Below are 18,767 nucleotides of genomic sequence, written 5' to 3' on the forward strand. Positions count from 1 at the left end.
GGATAAAGAACGGCGCAGGAAGCTGCGCCGTTTTGGTTTGACCGGGCAGTTTTCCGGACCGTTTTTAGGCGTCGGCCGCTTCTTCGTCCGGCCTCAGTGCCTCGTCACTCTCATCGGAAGAGGGCTCATCCAGATCGAACTCCATGTAGCGGCGGACCGCTTCGCCGCGCGTGCCCTGTGGCAGACGGCCGTTGGAGCTCATCAGCATCAGCGACAGGGATGTCGGGCTGCGCAAGGCCGCAATCGCGGTATGCGTGTTGGCCGCGTCATCCTTCGGCCGTGCCGAAAGCAGGGTAATCGCCTCGTCGGTCGGGCCATCGCCGCTGACGCGTGCGGACGGCTTGAGGGCTTGCGCCGCGTAAGCCGCCGTGTTCGCAGACATGGTAACGACCAGGGTCATGGACGATCTGCCCTTACCGGGCACTCCTTCGATTGAACATCGATCGTTTTTAACCCGGCCGCCGTTTCATCCCGGTGAAATCGCGTGGTCGCATTTAAGGCAAATCTTATCGATCATTCGATGGAAAAAGGGGGCGCAGACCGCTGGGGATAGCGCGCGCCCCAAAGGTTCAGGCGTAACGCCGTGAAGGGGAGTTTTGCGGCGCTACTGCTGTTGAAGCCGTTATCCCGTCGAACTCGACGCATTTGCCGGCCGGTGCGCGGCATACGGCGCGCGCATCGTGATTGCATTCTTCATCGGCAAAGCGCAGGGCCGCAGCTTCGCTGGCAAACAATCCGCCGACCCGGCCCAACTGGTCGTGCACGACCCACCAGCCGTGGTGATCGCAGCCGACGGTGAAACGCGGCATTATAGGATGTGTCTTCGTGAGGGGGTATCGACTGCCCATGATCCTTGGAGACCTTTGTGTTGTTGATAACATGTTGTTCATGACGTGGTGCTCAGCGCCTCAGCGCCTCAGCGCAGAAGCCAGCCTGCCAGTATCTGAACAGTGCCGGCGCAGGCAAAGACTGCGACCAAACGGATGACGGCGCCCGACAGGCTGCTGCGATCCGGTGTCATGGCTGCTGCGGCCTGCCTAATGAATTTTTCCGGGCGTATTGTTGCATGACCTGCTCTTTCGATTGGAATGCTTGCAATCCATAACGCACTGATTGCCATGAGAAAATATCTGCTCTGCCATCGCCGTTCCATGTGTGACCGCCGGCTTTGTTGTTAAAATCTCATAGGAATTGCCGGCGTTCCGGTGCCGGTTTGCAAAGCACCGGCGCCAGCGCCATACGGATCGCCGCTGTGGTTTCCGCAACGATCGGGGTCAGTGGCAACCGGACATCATCGTTGATGCCTCGAAGCAGGCTCAGACCGTATTTGATTGCAGCCGGGCTTGGCTCCCGTTCCAGCGCCTGAAACAGAGGGCTCAGCCGCTCCTGCAGGCTTTGCGCCGATTGCTGGTTTCCGGTGGCAAGCGCCTGATGCAGTGCCACTGTCAACCTTGGCACCAGATTGGCCGCTGCCGAAAAGACACCACGGCCGCCCATGAGGGTGAAGGGCATTGCCGTCAGATCGTGACAGGAATAGAGCGCGAACCGTTGACGCAGGGCCACCGGCATTGCCACAAGGCGCGTGATGTCTCCCGTTTCATCGGTAATTCCGACAACGGTCCGCAAGGTTGCCAGCCGCTCCAGCGTACGGGGAAAAAGATCTATCGCCGTTCGCTGCGGCGAGACACCGATGATGAGCGGCAGGTCGACGCTATTGGCGATCGCTTGGTAGTGGCGGAACAGGCCTTCCTGAGCGGGTTTGCTGTAGTAAGGCGTCACCACATAGGCTGCAGTCGCCCCGATGCTCTTCGCCTCTGCCGTCCGTGCAATCGTTATTTCCGTGCAGTTCGTGCCCGTACCGGCGAAAACCGGGACGCGGTTGCCGGCAACGGCGACGGCAAGCCGGATCAGTCGTGTCCGTTCGTCATCGGTCAACGCCCAGGGCTCACCGGCCGGCCCAGCAACGAGCAGGCCCGATATGCCGCTGTTGATCTGCCATTCGGCGAGGTCAGCGAACGCGGCTTCGTCCAATTCATCGCCCTGAAAGGGTGTGACGAGGTCGCAGATGGCTCCATGCGGCGTGGTGTCGATCCGGATGTGTTCACTCATTTCCAAATTCCTTTTGCCCGGCTGCGTGTGGCCGTCTTCGGTGTGCAAGCGGTCTGGCCTTGCGGATGGCGCTGCTCAGAAGAGCGATCAGCACGGCAGCCGGCGGATCGCGATGTTCAGCGCGCATCAGCTTGCGCCGCTGTGTCTGGGAAAGGGCGCTGCGGACGGACAGGGTCACGGCCCAATGATCTCCGTGCGGCTCAAGATCACGAATGTCGCGGGCGGGCTGGCAGGTTTGCGCCAGAAGGCGAACAGCGGCGGTAAACGCCTCCTTTTCCATCAACCGGCGAAACTCTGGCGACTGCTTGATGTCGTCGGGCAGGCCAGCGATCTCCGGCAGAATGCGCACCGCTTCCCAGATGTGGTGCTCGCGCAGAACCCGAGCGGCGCAAACCCGGGCAATCAGGCTGGAGAGTGCTGTACCTGCTGCCACACGGTCCAAGGAGTGGGTGGCATTGATGGATGGTAATTGCTGCTGTGCTGATGGTGTCGTGCTCATGCAGGGCCTCAGGCGAGGACGAAAATGAGGGTGACGCCGCCAAGGGAGAGAAAGATCGCAGCAGCATTCAGTACCGCCGTTAAGCGGGCGCGGCGTTGCCTGCGGGAGCGCATCGGAGCTTCAGGCCGGGAGCGGCCGTGCTGCTCGCTCGTCGATGTGGAAAAATGGGAAGGATGAACGTGGAGCATGGGCATCGTGGCAGCGACCTGTTTCGAATGCCCGGATGCTAGTGCCGCACCGCATTTGAAATCCATTCAAGGGCAGCAGCCAAGAGATAAAGATTTTATAGTGGAACAACGGAACGGCGCGGCTTTCAGTCTCGCAACTCCGATACTTGCAGTCTTCCTTGAATACGAGCACACTTCCTGCAACCAAGGGGAGAGGGCGCATGACTGACAGGGAAACACTCGAAGGCGTTGTCAACACACTCTATGCCGCGCGCGGGGTGAACGACATCGGTGCAATGATGGCTCTCGCCGGTCCGGATTTCAGCTTCCGCATGGTCGGCAGCGGCAGATTGACACCGATGACCCAGCAGGTCAGCGAACCCGCAGCCGTCGATACAGCGGTGCAGACGCTGGTGGCGCATTGGGATATGTCCAAGGTTAAAACCACCAGCCTCCATGTCGATGGCAACACGGTTTTCGCGCATCGCGCCGGAGTGATCCGTTACACACCGAACGGCAAGGAGGTCGAAACCGAATTTCTCGACCGCTTCACCTTCAAGGATGGCAAGATTGTCGACATGACCCAGTTCGTCGATACGCTGATGATTGCCGATACCGTCGGATTGCTCGACGTTTAAGCCTCAACCGGGCGAATGATCATAAAATGAGTGGCTGGATCAGGCATCCGTCAGATCAGCGGGCGCGGTCATGAAGCCGGCTCCTCTTTCATCGGGACGGCGAGTGAGGAGCCGCTGTTGTCGGTGATGAAGAATTGTAGCGGGTTCAGGGTGTTTCGAACGCGTAAATCTTCTTCCAGTCGTTTTTCATGTCGACGAGAAGCCAATTGCGCTGCTCTGCCTCATCCATCGCCTTGCTGAGTTTACCAAAATGTGATTCCCGGTCGTAGGCGTATTCGCGTACGACATCGGTGTGATGGACAATCAGGCCGAAGCTGTTTGGCCTGCCGCCTGTGACCCAGCGCAGCATCTCATAGTCGCCATCGGAATTTCCAGCCACAAAGATCGGACGTCGGCCGATGAACCTGTTAATCCCAACGGGTTTGCCCGGACCGTCATCGATGAAGTCGATCTTGGGCAACCGATTGAGCACCGGTTCGCCGTCAACCAATGCATATTCGGTGGCAATCGTGCTGCCGATCACCTGTTCGGGTGGAATGCCATAGGCGTTTTCCGTGATCGGCCGCATGAACTCTACGCCACCGCCGGAGACGATAAAGGTCTTAAAACCCTCGGCCCGTAGATAATCGAGCAGTTCGCGCATCGGCAGGAACGTCATCTGATTATAGGGTTTTCCGGTTTTCGGATGTTTCGCTGCCGCAAACCAGTCGGTGACTATTGTGTTGAAGGCGTCCGTGGTCATTCCGGCATGGGTGGTCATCATCAGCTCGACCAGACCCTTTTCGCCGCCCGCCGCCATCCCTTTGAGGTCGCCGGCTAGCGCGGATTTGAACGGCTCGGTTTCCTTCCATTCAGGATGTTCCGGCGCGAGTGCCTTGATGCGGTCGAGTGTGAAACCGAGCTGGAAATAGAACGGCTGCTCCGACCACAGCGTGCCATCATTGTCGAAGACGGCGATGCGGTCTTCCGGTTTGACGAAGTCTGTATTTTTCTCGTCGGTGACCCTTTTAACGAAATCGACGATCGCCTGTTTCGACTTCCCGTCGTTCCAAGACGGCAAGTCATCCGCGAGCGCCGCCAGAGGCAACAGAAGCACGACAAGGAATACACGAACAAAGCTCAACATGGATTTCCCCCGGATCAGTTTGCAGGTCTTTTGACGCACCGGAAGCCGACATGGCTGGTGGACGTGTCCTCCGGCTCGGCATGGCGGGCGGCAGGGCGGTAACGGCGGCAATAATTCGGCGCGCAGAGATGCGAGCCGCCCTTCAGCACTCGCCGGGGAATGAGGATATCAGGCGAATTCGGATCGTAGCTCGCATCCACCGCTCCGCCACGCGGGTTTTGCGGAATGCAGCATGACTTGGCGGCTGGCTCCGGATGATGTGTTGACCAGTAATCCGTCGTCCATTCCCAGACATTGCCGATCATGTCATAGGCGCCGTAACCGTTTGGTTGGAAGGACTTGACCGGCGTCGTCCTGTCCTTGCCGGTTGGCTTGGTGCTGTGGGTCGGAAAGGTACCGGCCCAGGTGTTTGCCATGGCGACGCCTCCTGGGGTCATTTCGTCGCCCCAGGCAAATTCGACATCGTCAAGTCCGCCGCGCCCGGCCAGCTCCCACTCGGCTTCCGTCGGAAGATCGAGGCCTGCCCAATCGGCATAGGCCTTGGCATCGCAGAAGGCCACATGTACGACGGGATGATCGAGCTTGCCGCGAAGGTCGCTCAAGCCACCGTAGGGGCGACGCCAGTTGGCACCGAACTTGAAAACCCACCATTGGCTGATATCCGGCCCGCTGACCGATTTCGGTGGCGTGAAGACGAGCGAACCGGCTCTAAGCATCTCCGGCAGAGCACCCGGATAATCCCTGGGATCGGGCGCCTTCTCCGCAAATGTCACATAGCCGGTGGCTTTGACGAATGCCGTGAACTGCCGGTTGGTTACCGGTGTCGCTTCAATCCAGAAGCCATCGACCTTGACAGGGTGAGAGGGAGCCTCCTCGGGATAGTGTTTGTCAGACCCCATCGTAAAGGTGCGGCCTGCTACCCAGAGCATATCGCTCAGCTCCAACGCATTGTCTTTCCCGCTATCCAATGCCAACGCCATGGCGACCTCCGAATTTCGATGTTCGCAACATCGCAAGCCCGATGTGCATCTGGAAGTACGTTACAGTAACAACGGCTCACCCGCAGCTGCGTCTTTCGCGCAACGGCAGATCACGATGTGGTGAGGAGGCGGTAAACATGGCGCGGGAACCGCAAGGCAGCGTTGGAAAGGGCTGCGATTGGCTGCATAAGGGTTTTGATCCGATTCCTCCGCGATGAAGACGCGTGGCGCAATGCTTATTGGCAAGCATGCCAGCCGTTTCGTCCAGACAACCGGATATTATTGCTGAATAGCGAATTGATGGGGCTCATGACGACCGATCACAGTTTCTCCCGCCGCGGTTTTCTCGGCGTTCTCGCGGCCGGCACGCTTGCCGGGTGTACAACAACGATGCCGGGTGGAAGTAACGCTCCGACACCCGGGCGGCTCAGCCGGCCGGTCGGGCCACCGTCTGACGCGGAACTGCAGGTGATGTACGGACCCGTGCAGGACGGTGCCTACCTGATACCAGCCATTCCTTACCAGCAGATCGATCCGCAGTTTTACCGCCAGCGTGTTACGGACCGGACGGGCGAGGCGCCCGGCACTGTCGTCGTCGATACGCCATCGCGCTTGCTCTATGTCATCGAACCCGGCGGCACGGCGATGCGCTATGGTGTCGGCATCGGCCGCGAGGGTTTTGCCTGGCAGGGGGACGGCGTCATCCACTGGCGCCAGGCCTGGCCGCGCTGGAAACCGCCGAACGAGATGGTTGCGCGCCAGCCGAGCCTTGCCAAATACTCGATCGCCAATGGCGGCATGGAGCCGGGCCTGAAAAACCCGCTGGGCGCCCGCGCGCTCTACATCTTCCAGAATGGCGAGGATACGCTCTACCGTCTGCACGGCAGTCCGGAATGGAAGTCGATCGGCAAGGCGGTTTCCTCCGGCTGCGTGCGGCTGATGAACCAGGATGTGATCGACCTTTATCAGCGCGTTCCCGCAAAGGCGAAGATCGTCGTCTGGCAATAAGCCTTGGGGAGGCGGGTGCAACAGCGCCTGCCTCCCGCAAGCTGCAACGCGGATATTAACCGGACGCTAACCGCGATGTCCGATTCTTCGATGGTCGGATCAGCGATTGTTCCGATTCGACACGCCCGACAAAACTTTGGCACGATTTCCAGCGATAGACGTTTTCATGAATTCTATGGTTGCCCTTTCTCGCGCCACGACGCGCATCCGCTCCGCCCGCAAGGTCGTTTCGCGCACATTGGCGGCGCTTGCCCTTGGTGTTGCGCTGTCGGGCTGCCTGGCGCTTGATGATCTCTCCGAGGCACCGCCGAAGCTTTCGAACAAGATGATCGCGGAAATGTCGAAGAAGGGCATGAAGCCGGAAAGTCCGGTTCTGGTACGCATCTTCAAGCAGGAGAGCGAGCTGGAAGTCTGGAAGGTCAATAAGACCGGCGCTTACGCGCTGTTGAAGACCTATCCGATCTGCCGTTGGTCTGGAGAACTGGGACCGAAAACGAAAGTTGGCGACCGCCACGCGCCGGAAGGCTTTTATCATGTCTCGGCCGGGATGCTGAACCCGAACTCACAGTTTTATGTGTCCTTCAATCTCGGCTATCCCAACAAACTGGAATCTGCGCTTGGCTATACCGGCGAGGCGCTGATGGTGCACGGCGCCTGCTCATCGTCCGGATGCTTTGCGATGACCGACCAGGGCGTCGGCGAGATCTATGCGATCGTCCAGAAGGCGCTGTCGAGCGGCCAGGAGAAATTCCAGGTCCAGGCTTACCCCTTCCGCATGACGGCGCAGAACATGGCCAGTCATCGCGGCGATCCGAACATGTCCTTCTGGCGGACCATGAAAGAGGGCTACGATGCCTTCGACGTGACGCGCCGCCAGCCGAAGGTTTCGGTCTGTGGAAGCCGCTATGTCTTCAACAAGGAATTCGAGGGCGGCGAACCGGCCGATGCGCTTTCTGCCTGCCCGCCAGTCATCAACCAGCTCGAACCGCAGGCGATGGCCAAAATCGAGGCGGAAGATCGCAAGATCGACACTGCAATTACCGGATCCGTTCCCGCAAGCTCTACTCTCAGCGCCTATTCCGATGGCGGCATGCATCCGAGTTTTCGCGCGTTGCTGAAGGCGCAAGGGCCGAAAAAGCTGGCTGCCAGCATCTCCGGTACCCAATATCCGATCAGCCGCCCCGACGCCGCGTTGGCCGACCCGTTTGACGGCCGGTAATATCACCGATCTGTAACGCGCCGGATAGGCGCTCGGTCTTAGCGCTGGTTTACTCAGGCCAAGCTGCTATTCCACTCCCCAGTGCCATTTGGCGCATTCCAGATGCTTGCTCTCGCACGCAGATGGCCTATCTTCACAGTCACGACAACGCTTCGGCGGGAGCCCCATGGCCAACGACCCCTACAAAACCCTCGGCGTGGCGAAAACCGCGACGCAAAAGGAAATCCAGAGCGCCTATCGCAAGCTTGCCAAAAAGCTGCACCCGGACCTCAATCCGGGCGATAAAAGTGCCGAGGATCGTTTCAAGACGGTCTCCGAGGCCTATTCGGTGCTGGGTGATGAGGACAAGCGGGCCCGTTTCGACAAGGGCGAGATTGATGGCGCGGGAACAGAGCAGGCCCGGCGAAATTATTACCGCGAATATGCCGGTGCTCCCGGCAACGATCCGCGTTACCAGAACAGCAGCGGCTTTTCCGATTTCACAGACACGGACGACATTTTCTCCAGCTTCTTTTCACGGCGGGACAAGGGGCCAATGCGCGCAAAGGGCAGGGATCTGCAATTCTCCATGGACGTTGACTTCCTCGATGCGGTCAATGGTTCGAAGGAAAAGATCACGCTGCCGGATGGGTCGGTACTCGATCTGCAGGTGCCGCCCGGCACCCAGCAGGGCCAGACACTGCGGCTTCGTGGCAAGGGTGAGCCCGGTACAGGTGGCGGTCCAGCCGGCGATGCGCTGATCGAAATCCATGTCCGGCCCAATCCCATTTTCACCCGCGATGGTGACGACATCCGGGTTGAGATGCCGATTTCGCTGCGCGAAGCGATCCTCGGCGGCAAGGTCAATGTTCCGACGATATCCGGCAGCGTCATGCTCACTCTGCCACCCCATTCCAATACCGGCAAGACGCTCAGGCTGAAGGGCAAGGGCGTTGCCAAGCGCGGCGGCGGCAATGGCGACCAATACATCACCCTGAAGATCATGCTGTCGGAGGCTGCGGATCCGGAACTGACGGCCTTCGCCACCAGCTGGGCGGCGGGGCAAGCCCACAATCCTCGAAAGGCCTGGGGAGATTGACATGGATCATCTGGAGTTTTGCGAGCGTCTCAGCATCGTTTCCTCCACACTGACGATATGGATCGACCGCCAATGGATCATTCCGGAACTGACCGAAGAGGCCGAGGCGTTTCATGACGCCGACCTGGCGCGGGGGCTGCTGATTATTGACCTCTCCGACAGCATGGGCGTCAACCAGGACGGCATCGACGTCATCATGGCGCTGGTCGATCAGGTACACGGCCTGCGCGCCAAACTGCATGCACTGACGGACGCCGTCCGCGAACAGGACAGCGAGATTGCCGCACGCGTGGTGAAAAAGCTCGAGAGCATGCGTTAGCGGGACACCAATGCCTGTCACGCCCAGCACCGATCACTCGCCAGCATAGCCATGTCACGATACCAACATGACGGGAGGATTCTTTGATGCCAAACACCTTTAGTCTCGATCATTTCGCGCTTCTGGTCCGCAACCTCGACCGCAGCGTCGCCTTCTACCGGGACGTGATGGGTTTTGTGCCGATCGAGCGCGAGGGCAGCCCAGGCGTGCAATGGCTGGAGATCGGCGGTGGTGATGCCATTCACCTGATCGAGGGTGATTTCGGCGCGACGCATGTGACCAAGGACACGCATGTGGCGGTTTCCGCAGCCGATTTCGACGCCTTCGTGGCGCATCTGACCGAGAGCGGCGTTCCCTTCACCGACTGGCCCGGTAATCCCGGCCGCATTGGCCTGCATCGCCTTGGCTTTCGCCAGGTTTATGTGCAGGATCCCGATCTCTACTGGATCGAAATCAACGATCAGCGGCCGCCGGCTGTCTGACGGGGATTGGTTCGGACACGCGGGTGCATTCACGCGGCGGATTTCGCCCGTGGTTTCAAAGAGGATCGGACAGGGCGCTGAAAGCTGCCGCGTTAGGGTAGTTAGAAGGTGACACCTTTCAGCGTCCCGTTCGGCGGTTTTTGTCCGCGACTTGGGTCTCTCTGCCACAGCCATCCCGGAGGGAAACCCGCCGGCCGGCCACCATGTGTGCCGCACAGACACGCCCGGCGCGCTCTTTCGGGCTTCCGAAGCGGCTTGGCTTGTCGGCCGCATCGCTTCTCCCGTGTCGCCGGGGGGAGACCATTTTCCGCGAACCCTGTTTTCAAGAACTTCCGTCCTTTCCTTGAAACCAGCGCCGGCCCCGCCTCGCTGCCACGGCTGGCAGTGTATCCGTGACGGAACGACGAAGAGTATGGCATGGAGGAGCCGGACGGGGATGATTTTGAGGTCTTTGCTGACGAGTGCGATACCAAGCCTGCAACTAAGGTTTTGATTTTAAATTATCTTGGGCGAGGAGAGATATGGCAGGGCCATTTTCCTTCCCGATGCATCATCCCCACTTCCGCGGCGTTGAGGCGCTTTTCTTACTTCCATCTTCCCGGCTTGATCCGGGATCGCGTTACCGCGTGTCCGCGCAGTGGAAGAATTTCTTTCGGAGGTTTTGAGCTTTATGTGCTGCGGACGCGGCATCACAGCGGCTCGACAGGATCGAGGATGTTCTTGCACTAACGGAAATTACGTCTGCTGCTCCTCATATACGGCAGCAATTTCGGGCAGAACAAAGAGAAGTCCATCGTCTCCTTTCCAAGTCGATATGGCTCAAACGCAAAGCGGCCCGGGATTGCTCCCGGGCCGCCGCTAAGCAATTTCTCTTTTCCCGCTGTTAGCTGCAGCCGCTCGTGGCCCCGCATGTGTCGCACTTCTCGCATGTGCCGTTCCGCACCATCGTGAAGTTTTGGCACTCGGAGCACATGTTGCCCGTGTAGCCTTGCGCGATCGAGCGGATGCGGCGTTCGGTTGCCAGCTTCTTGGCGTCCGACTTGGCGGCTGCGGCTTCTGCTGCGGCCTTGTCGGAGAAGAGGGCGGTGACGTCCGGTTCGGTGCTGGCGTCGTCGGCGATCTCTTCTGTGAGTTCGACTGCGCGCTCCTCGTAATCGCGCTTGAAGGCGACGATTTCGGAGGTGGAAATCGCGACGGCAGCGACCGTTTCAAGCTTGCGGGCAGCGCTGCCGGAGAAGGCCGTGACCGTTCCACCGGAGGAGGATGCCTTGGCGGGAGCAGCGGTTGCAGCGCCCTTCGGCTCACCGGACGTGCGGTCGATCTGGCCGCCCTGGATCAGGGTCGGCTTATGGCCACGGGTCCAGCCGGTCGAGAGCAGGTTGGTCTTGCCTTCCTGAATGCCCTTGCCGAGCGCAGTGTTGGAAAAGTCGGACGTATCGACATGGGCGAGGTCGTGGCGGTTGAGGTAGGAGACGGCGAGTTCGCGGAACACGTAGTCGAGGATCGACGTGGCGTTCTTGATCGCGTCATTGCCCTGCACCATGCCGGCCGGCTCGAACTTGGTGAAGGTGAAGGCCTCCACATATTCTTCCAGCGGCACGCCGTATTGCAGGCCAAGCGATATGGCGATGGCGAAATTGTTCATCATCGCCCGGAAGGCGGCGCCTTCCTTGTGCATGTCGATGAAGATCTCGCCGATGCGGCCATCGCCGAATTCGCCGGTACGCAGATAGACCTTGTGTCCGCCGACGATTGCCTTCTGGGTGTAGCCCTGGCGGCGGTTCGGCAGCTTTTCACGCTCGCGGGTGACCCGCTCGATCACGCGTTCGATGATTTTTTCTGTGACGGTGACGGCCTGTGCAGCGGCCGGCGCTGCCAGGAAATCCTCCATCGCATCCTCGTCCTCATCGTCCTCGATCAGCGAGGCGTTGAGCGGCTGGGACAGCTTGGAGCCATCGCGGTAAAGTGCATTGGCCTTCAGTGCCAGCTTCCAGGACAGCATGTAGGCGGCCTTGCAATCCTCGACCGTCGCCTCGTTCGGCATGTTGATGGTCTTGGAGATCGCACCGGAGATGAACGGCTGGGCAGACGCCATCATGCGGATGTGGCTTTCAACCGAGAGGTAACGCTTGCCGATCTTGCCGCACGGATTGGCGCAATCGAAGACGGGCAGATGTTCGTTCTTCAGGAACGGCGCGCCTTCCAGCGTCATCGCACCGCAGACGTGCACGTTGGCAGCTTCGATATCCTTCTTCGAGAAACCGATATGCTCCAGCAGGTTGAAGCTCATGTCGGCGAGTTGCTCGTCGCTAACTTTCAGGGTTTCTTTCAGGAAATCAAGGCCTAACGTCCACTGGTTAAACACGAACTTGATGTCAAAAGCGGCCTTGGTGGCGCCGTTGATCGCCTCGATCTTGTCGTCGGTAAAGCCCTTGGCCCTCAGCGAACCGGGGTTGATGGCCGGTGCCTGGTGGATATTGCCATGACCGACCGCATAGGCCTCGATCTCGGCGATCTGGCTTTCGGAGTAGCCGAGCGTGCGCAGCGCTTCCGGAACGGCACGGTTGATGATCTTGAAGTAACCGCCGCCGGCGAGCTTCTTGAACTTTACCAGAGCGAAATCAGGCTCGATACCGGTCGTGTCGCAATCCATGACCAGGCCGATCGTGCCGGTCGGGGCGATGACCGAGACCTGAGCATTGCGGTAGCCATGCTTTTCGCCGAGCGTCAGTGCCTTATCCCAGGCATCCTTGGCATGAGCGATCAGGGCCTGATCCGGGCATTCGCCGTGGATCAGTGCAACCGGATCAACTGACAGACCCTCATAGCCCTGGGTTTCGCCATGGGCGGCGCGGCGGTGGTTGCGGATGACGCGCAGCATCGATTCGCGGTTCGGCTTGAAGCCCGGGAACGGGCCAAGCTTGGCCGCAATCTCGGCCGAGGTCGCATAGGAGACGCCGGTCATGATCGCGGTGAGGGCGCCAGCGATGGCGCGGCCCTCGATCGAGTCATATGGAATGCCGGAGGACATCAGCAGGCCGCCGATATTGGCGTAGCCGAGACCCAGCGTGCGGTATTCATAGGAGCGCTCGGCAATTTCCTTCGATGGGAACTGCGCCATCATTACCGAGATTTCGAGAACCAGCGTCCAGAGCCGAACGGCATGCTCGTAATCGGCAATGTCGATGTTCTTGGTGGCGGAATCCTTGAACTGAAGCAGGTTCAGCGAAGCAAGGTTGCAGGCCGTGTCGTCGAGGAACATGTATTCCGAGCACGGGTTGGATGCGCGGATCGGACCGGCGGCCGGCGAGGTGTGCCAGTCGTTCATCGTCGTGTTGAAATGCAGGCCCGGATCGGCCGACGCCCACGCGGCGTGGGAAATCTGTTCCCAGAGTTCGCGGGCCTTCAGCGTCTTCATGACCTTGCCGTCCTTGCGGGCGGTGAGGTTCCAGTTGCCGTCGGTTTCGACGGCCCGCAGGAAATCGTCCTTCAGGGAGACGGAGTTGTTGGAGTTCTGGCCGGAGACAGTGAGATAGGCTTCCGAATCCCAGTCCGTATCATAGGTCTTGAACTCGATATCCTTGTAGCCCTGCTTGGCGAACTGGATAACGCGCTTGACGTAGTTTTCCGGAACCTGGTTCTGCTTGGCGGCCTTGATTTCGCGCTTGAGGGCAGGGTTCTGCTTCGGGTCGTAGCAGGCGTCGTTCTCGGCCGAGCAATTGACGCAGGCCTTCATGATCGCCGTCAGATGCTTGGCGACGATCTTTGAGCCGGTGACGAGGGCTGCAACCTTCTGCTCTTCCTTGACCTTCCAGTTGATGTAGGCTTCGATATCCGGGTGATCGATATCGACGACGACCATCTTGGCCGCACGGCGCGTGGTGCCGCCCGACTTGATGGCACCGGCGGCGCGGTCGCCGATCTTCAGGAACGACATCAAGCCCGACGACTTGCCGCCGCCCGACAGGCGTTCGCCTTCGCCGCGCAGATAGGAGAAGTTGGAGCCGGTGCCGGAACCATACTTGAACAGACGGGCTTCACGCACCCACAGGTCCATGATGCCGCCTTCGTTGACGAGGTCGTCACCGACGGACTGGATGAAGCAGGCATGCGGCTGCGGATGCTCGTAGGACGATTTCGACTTCACCAGCTTGTTGGTGAAGGGGTCGACATAGAAATGGCCCTGGCCGGGGCCGTCAATGCCATAGGCCCAATGCAGGCCGGTATTAAACCACTGCGGCGAGTTCGGCGCGACGCGCTGGGTGGCGAGCATGTAGGCAAGTTCATCGCGGAAGGCGAGGGCCGATTCTTCGGATGCGAAGTAATTGCCCTTCCAGCCCCAATAGGTCCAGGTGCCGGCCAGGCGATCGAAAACCTGGCGGGCATCGGTTTCTGAACCGTAGTGCTCTTCCTTCGGCAGGTCCTTCATGGCGGCAAGGTCTGCCTCGGAGCGCCACAGCCATGACGGGACGGAGTTTTCCTCCACCTTCTTCAGGCGCGCAGGAACTCCGGCCTTACGGAAATATTTCTGGGCGAGAATGTCGGCTGCAACCTGCGAAAACTGCGCGGGCACATCGATATCCGCCAGACGGAACACGATCGAGCCATCGGGATTCTTGATCTCGCTGATGGCCTTGCGGAACTCAATTTCAGCATAGGCCGATTGGCCTGGCTTGGTGAAACGACGTTCGATCTGCATCTGTCCCTTGTCCTTTGTTTGCCGCATGCCCGAACCAATTCAAGGCTCAGGGCACAACTGTTCGCGTCCGGCCGCACGCAATCTGCGCAGCCAGTTTCCGTTTTCCGCAATGATGGGAAACCCGTCTCGGGAGACCCTGTATCTTGTGCTGATTTTGGCTGCAAACACTAAATATAGTATCAACAACTTACTTACGCCAGCTTTTTGTGACGTGTTTGGCGCCTGGGGAGATCACAAAAAATAACCGTCACGACCAATGGATCATCCATCGGACAGTTCTGAAAACACAGACGATTTTTTCTGAAATGAACCGGCCTCGTTACTTTCCGGTCCCGCCGCCGCCGCAACGTAGAAACCATTAACGGCATTCGACCCGAGTCCGTCAAGGGCTGGTTTGTGTCGTAATTGCGAACACCAGATGTTGTGTGTGTGACCTGTGGAAAACGGGGACAGCGGGCAAATACAGTAAAATCAGATGCTTCGCCCAATTCCCTCCAGCACCGTCCGCAGCGGCAGGCAATTTTGCGAAATTTTGCGGGTAAGAAACCACACTATATTTACCATGGTGCCCGCAGGTCATAGCCGTGGCGCGCGAAATGTGGGGGTTCTCAAAACTGATTCGGAAAGTGGCATCGCAGGCCTAAAGGGCGTCGAGATTGATGCCGACGGTGATGGCGCCGATCGGCTGCCCGGTCTTTGGATCGGTGATCGTCAGACTGGCCTGCGATTGCAGCATCTGCGTCGATTCATCCTTTTCCGCCGCATCGACGAAAAGGGTGGAGGACCCGGCAAGGTAGGTTTTCTGCCATTTCAGTTCGTCCCCTTGCCAATAGTCGGAACTGATTTCGCTTTCGCCAACCGACAGCCCCTTGGCGTCGATGACGAAGATCTCGGTAATGACGCCACCTGATGCAATCTGCTTGCCCTTGAGAAACGTCGACAGTGGATTACCGACGATCGCGTCGATCAGCGGATGGTCATCGCTTGCAAATTCAGCGCGCCACGTCGCATCCAGGCTGTCAATTTCAGTCTGGCTCAGGCCGGCATGAAGCACGTTCTGTTTTTTTAGCTCTTCGATGATGAGCGGGTCTTCGATCCACGTCCGGATATTGGCCGCGACATAGGTCGTGACCGGCTCGACGTGAACATCACCGGCTTTCGATGGCGCAGCCTGGATCAAGCAGAGTGCTGCGCCAGCCAAAGCGCCCAAGTATATCCGGCCCACGAGCAACCATCCTCCCCATACGATCCGTTAAAGAAAGCCTTGGGGCATTCCATCCGGGCGCTTGCTTGCGCCGCCCGCGCAAGATGGACCAATCTAGCAGAGCAGGCCATCGTTCAAACAGGAAATATTCGACACGACTTATATATGGATAAGCAAGGCTATGGCCTGATGATACCCTGTCTTAGCCGCGCGATCCCTTGGCGATCGGTTCCTGATAGGTGAGGCCCATATCCCAAGGGAAGTAGATCCAGGTATCCTGGCTCACTTCGGTGACAAACGTATCAACCTGCGGCCGGCCCTTCGGCTTGGCGTAGACGGCGGCGAAGTGGGCCTTGGGCAGCATGGCACGAACCACCGCTGCGGTCTTGCCGGTGTCGGTGAGGTCGTCGATGATCAGAACGCCTTCGCCGCCATCCGCCTTCAATTCTTCCGAAATGCCCTTGAGCACATACATCTGCCCCTGCGCATCATAGTCGTGATAGGAAGCGACGCAGACGGTCTCGATCAACCGGATGTTCAGTTCGCGGCAGACGATGGCCGCCGGAACCAGACCACCACGAGTGATGCAGACAATCGCCTTCCACTCGCCGCCATTGTCGGCAAGACGCCAGGCAAGTGCGCGCGCGTCACGGTGAAACTGGTCCCAGGAAACGGGAAATGCTTTTTCAGGAAGTGACATGCTCAAGCTCCAGTTGATCGAGGCATCCGGTTTCGGGAATGGTGCGGACGACGGGGGTCGAACCCGTACAGATCTCTCCGAGAGATTTTAAGTCTCTTGCGTCTACCAGTTTCGCCACGTCCGCCTGCTTTTCCTTTCAAACACTTGCTTCAGTTCGTCAAGCAAATGTTTTGCAGCCTTTTCCCCGTTTTTTTGCAGAAATCCTTCCCGTGGCGCTCCGGTCACGTCTTCTGTTTGCCTTCGAATGCCCCAATCATCTTGGCGCATTGTCTACATGCCAGGTGTACTGCGCGGGATACCAAATCAATTTTATGGAGTGCGCTTGCTCGATGCGGCTGTCTCACCGGCGGCGCAGTTCTTCTGTGCCCGTCATTTCGTCGGCTTCACAAGCGAAATGACCCGAGGCTTGGACGGCGCATCCAACCACTCGATCCACTTGTCCCGTTCCTCGGTCGTATCGAAGAACCGCCAGCGTTTATACTCGTCGTCAGTGGTATCCAGCATCTCGCCGATGGATACGAGTTCTAAAGGCAACGTCAACTCGGTTCCGTCGAAGCGGATGAAGTAAATTCCCTCGGCAGCGAGGCGGATGACTTGGCCCGTGCCATAGCTTCCATCTGGATCATCAACTGTGAAGAACATGCCGGTCAAAGTGTCAAATACTGTTTTGGTCATAGATTTTGATTGCCAGTCCACTGACACCCCGCGTTTGAAAAACAATCGCAACTAGCATTAGGAAATCAAAGTTGTCGAGAGGCGGCAAACGGGAGTGTGCAGGAAGACACGTATGAGCACCCAATAAGGCCATTCAGGGGTGGCAAAACGCATTGCTGCCAGGGGGCTGACGCCTCTCAATAACAGGCTCTCTGTGATGCGTGACGAAAATGCAGAGCCGGGGCGTTGGAACGATGTGGTTAAAGCTGCCGCCTGATGTTCATGCGAAGCTTGCATCAAGTTTACGGAATGTTTCGCACAGACGGCCGCCCATCCCGATCACATCGCCGTCCAGGTGTTCCAGGCAGCATAATCCATGGATCATGAAATACGCCTTGGCGGCGGCATTCAGGGGCATATACCACCAATGGAGCATGATCTTCGCGCTCCTCTATATGGCTTGCTTTCCGTATCAGAGTTGGAAAATCCTGTTGTCGGCTGCGCAGTGTGTTTCGACGGAGAGACGAGCAGGAATACGGTCCAAAGGGCGAGGCCACTCAGAACAGCACAGACCGCGATATAGGCATAAAAAATCCGCACAGCGCTGCCAGATATGTTTCCCGCGGAGTTTGGGCGTTTGCGTCGCGTACAATTGTCAGTATCAGCATGGCGTTGGGCGGGGCATGGCAATACGAAATAAACCAACGACCATGCCCCTATGGCGTTTAAAGCCAACGCTACTATTTATCCCCCGGGAGCTTGAGAATTCAATTCCGATATAAGGTGTCCGGGCACAGCCTTTGGGCTAGGATGGGGCAGAGGGTGTAGAGAACCATGATGCCCGCCAGAAGACGTAGTGGTTCCTTACGATGGCGACCGGGATCCGCTCTATGCTTCTGTCATGTTGCACGGTGATCAATCCCGGTCATAACTCGGCATCCAGCCACGGGTGAAGCCGATGCTCATCCCGATCTGCGCAATGGCGAGCTGTTCCTTTAAAAACGTGATGTCTGCCAGCAGAGTTCCAATCGTGGCGCGCACATCACTATCGTGAAAAGCGAGGGCGGCGGCGATCTCATCGACTGGGCCGGAAAATTGGACGTCATACGCGGCAGCACTGATCGTAGGCATGGTTTTTCCCCGTCCATTGCGCCCGAGCAATGGATAAAAAGTACATAGGTTTTCAGGTTGGCGTTCCGCATTCGCCGCGAATGTTCTATTTATGTTCCTGCTTGAGGGAGTGTCAAGGCCATCCGGAATGTTATGAGAACCCTATTTTGTTCTGTCATTTTCAGCATGAAACATGGAGATGTTCTGCAGCGTGAAAGGCTGATTTCATGACGGGTTTCAAGCCTCTTGCGTCTACCCGTTTCGCCACGTCCGCTTTCCTTCCTTTTGAAACGTACCGGCTTGGGGGCAAGCGGCCGCTTTTTTTGAAGACATCAGCCGGACGACGAATTTGGCTCTGTTAAGCAATAATAGCCGATTTATAAAAACCCCTCAAACCACAGGGTTATGCCAAGCGGGCTGCGGGCTTATATTTACTTTATGAATCAATGCTGAGGCAGGGGCGACGTGTTGCAAGAAATCCCATTGACGTGGAAGCCGATCCGGAACCGTTCGTTCGCCGGCATGCTGGGCCAGCAGGAGTTGGCCTACGTGCTACAGCATGACGGGCAGACTGGTTGGAAATGGATGGTGTCCGGTTGCAACGGCACGATACGATACGATTTCCAGTGGGCCGAAACGCTGGATGATGCCAAAGCGGCCGTGCAGGCCAGTGTCGAAGAATGGTTCAGACTGGCGGGCCTGCTGAACGAGGCCGCATCGACGTAAATTGCTTCTCGGGGATTGGCGCTACATGGCGTGTATTTTTAAAACAATC

19 protein-coding genes and 1 tRNA gene are annotated in these 18,767 nt (G+C 58.4%); 7 read left to right on the plus strand and 13 right to left on the minus strand.

The features are described from left to right. Positions 1-64: 64 nt before the first annotated feature. The 4 genes from R6X40_RS05570 to R6X40_RS05585 form a co-directional block, all read right to left on the minus strand. Complete coding sequence (locus R6X40_RS05570; protein WP_318411717.1) at positions 65-400, minus strand: hypothetical protein; 336 nt, start codon at positions 398-400, stop codon at positions 65-67. A 169-nt stretch (positions 401-569) separates the two neighbouring features. After that, complete coding sequence (locus tag R6X40_RS05575) at positions 570-809, minus strand: hypothetical protein (protein WP_318411719.1); 240 nt, start codon at positions 807-809, stop codon at positions 570-572. Between the two features lie 373 nt (positions 810-1,182). Further along, positions 1,183-2,109 carry a 4-hydroxy-tetrahydrodipicolinate synthase gene (gene dapA, locus R6X40_RS05580; protein ID WP_318411721.1) on the minus strand — a complete coding sequence of 309 codons (927 nt, stop codon included), beginning with the start codon at positions 2,107-2,109 and terminating at the stop codon, positions 1,183-1,185. Beyond that, complete coding sequence (locus R6X40_RS05585; protein ID WP_318411723.1) at positions 2,102-2,608, minus strand: hypothetical protein; 507 nt, start codon at positions 2,606-2,608, stop codon at positions 2,102-2,104. The genes dapA and R6X40_RS05585 overlap by 8 nt, the downstream gene beginning before the upstream one ends. A 388-nt stretch (positions 2,609-2,996) precedes the next feature. Between R6X40_RS05585 and R6X40_RS05590 the strand changes: the two genes are divergently transcribed. Continuing rightward, positions 2,997-3,413 carry a nuclear transport factor 2 family protein gene (locus tag R6X40_RS05590; protein ID WP_318411725.1) on the plus strand — a complete coding sequence of 139 codons (417 nt, stop codon included), beginning with the start codon at positions 2,997-2,999 and terminating at the stop codon, positions 3,411-3,413. Between the two features lie 145 nt (positions 3,414-3,558). Here the strand turns inward: R6X40_RS05590 and R6X40_RS05595 are convergent, their stop codons facing one another. Both R6X40_RS05595 and R6X40_RS05600 read right to left on the minus strand, forming a co-directional pair. Beyond that, positions 3,559-4,539, minus strand: coding sequence for an HAD family hydrolase (locus R6X40_RS05595; RefSeq protein WP_318411728.1), 981 nt, complete (start codon positions 4,537-4,539; stop codon positions 3,559-3,561). Between the two features lie 14 nt (positions 4,540-4,553). Continuing rightward, positions 4,554-5,519: a formylglycine-generating enzyme family protein gene (locus R6X40_RS05600; protein ID WP_318411730.1), complete on the minus strand. Its 966-nt coding sequence runs from the start codon at positions 5,517-5,519 to the stop codon at positions 4,554-4,556. A 309-nt stretch (positions 5,520-5,828) separates the two neighbouring features. On the opposite strand from R6X40_RS05600, the gene R6X40_RS05605 reads away from it, so the two are divergent. From R6X40_RS05605 to R6X40_RS05625, 5 genes are all read left to right on the plus strand, one after another. Further along, a complete protein-coding gene (locus R6X40_RS05605) occupies positions 5,829-6,527 on the plus strand; it encodes a L,D-transpeptidase (protein ID WP_318411732.1) in 699 nt (232 codons plus the stop codon). Between the two features lie 175 nt (positions 6,528-6,702). After that, a complete protein-coding gene (locus R6X40_RS05610; RefSeq protein WP_318412365.1) occupies positions 6,703-7,746 on the plus strand; it encodes a murein L,D-transpeptidase family protein in 1,044 nt (347 codons plus the stop codon). 166 nt (positions 7,747-7,912) lie between these two features. Further along, entirely contained in the window at positions 7,913-8,824 is a 912-nt protein-coding gene (locus tag R6X40_RS05615) for a J domain-containing protein (protein ID WP_318411734.1), read from the plus strand. Position 8,825: 1 nt separating this feature from the next. Beyond that, entirely contained in the window at positions 8,826-9,143 is a 318-nt protein-coding gene (locus R6X40_RS05620; RefSeq protein ID WP_318411736.1) for a chaperone modulator CbpM, read from the plus strand. A gap of 86 nt (positions 9,144-9,229) precedes the next feature. Continuing rightward, complete coding sequence (locus R6X40_RS05625) at positions 9,230-9,625, plus strand: VOC family protein (protein WP_318411737.1); 396 nt, start codon at positions 9,230-9,232, stop codon at positions 9,623-9,625. An 883-nt stretch (positions 9,626-10,508) separates the two neighbouring features. Here R6X40_RS05625 and R6X40_RS05630 read toward each other — a convergent pair. The 7 genes from R6X40_RS05630 to R6X40_RS05660 all read right to left on the minus strand — a co-directional run bounded on the left by R6X40_RS05630 (position 10,509) and on the right by R6X40_RS05660 (position 18,013). Then, positions 10,509-14,324 (minus strand): vitamin B12-dependent ribonucleotide reductase, encoded by a 3,816-nt coding sequence (locus tag R6X40_RS05630; protein WP_318411738.1) that lies wholly within the window; start codon positions 14,322-14,324, stop codon positions 10,509-10,511. A 640-nt stretch (positions 14,325-14,964) separates the two neighbouring features. Further along, positions 14,965-15,549 (minus strand): hypothetical protein, encoded by a 585-nt coding sequence (locus tag R6X40_RS05635; protein ID WP_318411740.1) that lies wholly within the window; start codon positions 15,547-15,549, stop codon positions 14,965-14,967. A gap of 181 nt (positions 15,550-15,730) precedes the next feature. Continuing rightward, complete coding sequence (gpt, locus tag R6X40_RS05640; protein ID WP_318411742.1) at positions 15,731-16,228, minus strand: xanthine phosphoribosyltransferase; 498 nt, start codon at positions 16,226-16,228, stop codon at positions 15,731-15,733. A 39-nt stretch (positions 16,229-16,267) separates the two neighbouring features. Then, positions 16,268-16,352 (minus strand) — tRNA-Leu (locus R6X40_RS05645). Between the two features lie 245 nt (positions 16,353-16,597). Continuing rightward, entirely contained in the window at positions 16,598-16,903 is a 306-nt protein-coding gene (locus R6X40_RS05650) for a hypothetical protein (RefSeq protein ID WP_318411744.1), read from the minus strand. 259 nt (positions 16,904-17,162) lie between these two features. Beyond that, positions 17,163-17,318: a hypothetical protein gene (locus R6X40_RS05655; protein WP_318411746.1), complete on the minus strand. Its 156-nt coding sequence runs from the start codon at positions 17,316-17,318 to the stop codon at positions 17,163-17,165. A gap of 479 nt (positions 17,319-17,797) precedes the next feature. Further along, a complete protein-coding gene (locus tag R6X40_RS05660; protein WP_318411748.1) occupies positions 17,798-18,013 on the minus strand; it encodes a hypothetical protein in 216 nt (71 codons plus the stop codon). A 444-nt stretch (positions 18,014-18,457) separates the two neighbouring features. Between R6X40_RS05660 and R6X40_RS05665 the strand changes: the two genes are divergently transcribed. After that, on the plus strand, positions 18,458-18,718 hold the full coding sequence (locus R6X40_RS05665; RefSeq protein WP_318411750.1) for a hypothetical protein: 261 nt from the start codon (positions 18,458-18,460) through the stop codon (positions 18,716-18,718). Positions 18,719-18,767 lie beyond the last annotated feature (49 nt).

Source organism: Rhizobium sp. PL01 (assembly GCF_033447125.1).
Taxonomy (GTDB): Bacteria; Pseudomonadota; Alphaproteobacteria; order Rhizobiales; family Rhizobiaceae; genus Pararhizobium.

Excerpts from the sequence above, each read along its gene's own strand:
- R6X40_RS05570 (WP_318411717.1), bottom strand. The coding sequence starts at position 400 with ATGACCCTGGTCGTTACCATGTCTGCGAACACGGCGGCTTACGCGGCG.
- R6X40_RS05575 (WP_318411719.1), bottom strand. The coding sequence starts at position 809 with ATGCCGCGTTTCACCGTCGGCTGCGATCACCACGGCTGGTGGGTCGTG.
- dapA (WP_318411721.1), bottom strand. The coding sequence starts at position 2,109 with ATGAGTGAACACATCCGGATCGACACCACGCCGCATGGAGCCATCTGC.
- R6X40_RS05585 (WP_318411723.1), bottom strand. The coding sequence starts at position 2,608 with ATGAGCACGACACCATCAGCACAGCAGCAATTACCATCCATCAATGCC.
- R6X40_RS05590 (WP_318411725.1), top strand. The coding sequence starts at position 2,997 with ATGACTGACAGGGAAACACTCGAAGGCGTTGTCAACACACTCTATGCC.
- R6X40_RS05595 (WP_318411728.1), bottom strand. The coding sequence starts at position 4,539 with ATGTTGAGCTTTGTTCGTGTATTCCTTGTCGTGCTTCTGTTGCCTCTG.
- R6X40_RS05600 (WP_318411730.1), bottom strand. The coding sequence starts at position 5,519 with ATGGCGTTGGCATTGGATAGCGGGAAAGACAATGCGTTGGAGCTGAGC.
- R6X40_RS05605 (WP_318411732.1), top strand. The coding sequence starts at position 5,829 with ATGACGACCGATCACAGTTTCTCCCGCCGCGGTTTTCTCGGCGTTCTC.
- R6X40_RS05610 (WP_318412365.1), top strand. The coding sequence starts at position 6,703 with ATGGTTGCCCTTTCTCGCGCCACGACGCGCATCCGCTCCGCCCGCAAG.
- R6X40_RS05615 (WP_318411734.1), top strand. The coding sequence starts at position 7,913 with ATGGCCAACGACCCCTACAAAACCCTCGGCGTGGCGAAAACCGCGACG.
- R6X40_RS05620 (WP_318411736.1), top strand. The coding sequence starts at position 8,826 with ATGGATCATCTGGAGTTTTGCGAGCGTCTCAGCATCGTTTCCTCCACA.
- R6X40_RS05625 (WP_318411737.1), top strand. The coding sequence starts at position 9,230 with ATGCCAAACACCTTTAGTCTCGATCATTTCGCGCTTCTGGTCCGCAAC.
- R6X40_RS05630 (WP_318411738.1), bottom strand. The coding sequence starts at position 14,324 with ATGCAGATCGAACGTCGTTTCACCAAGCCAGGCCAATCGGCCTATGCT.
- gpt (WP_318411742.1), bottom strand. The coding sequence starts at position 16,228 with ATGTCACTTCCTGAAAAAGCATTTCCCGTTTCCTGGGACCAGTTTCAC.
- R6X40_RS05650 (WP_318411744.1), bottom strand. The coding sequence starts at position 16,903 with ATGACCAAAACAGTATTTGACACTTTGACCGGCATGTTCTTCACAGTT.
- R6X40_RS05655 (WP_318411746.1), bottom strand. The coding sequence starts at position 17,318 with ATGCTCCATTGGTGGTATATGCCCCTGAATGCCGCCGCCAAGGCGTAT.
- R6X40_RS05660 (WP_318411748.1), bottom strand. The coding sequence starts at position 18,013 with ATGCCTACGATCAGTGCTGCCGCGTATGACGTCCAATTTTCCGGCCCA.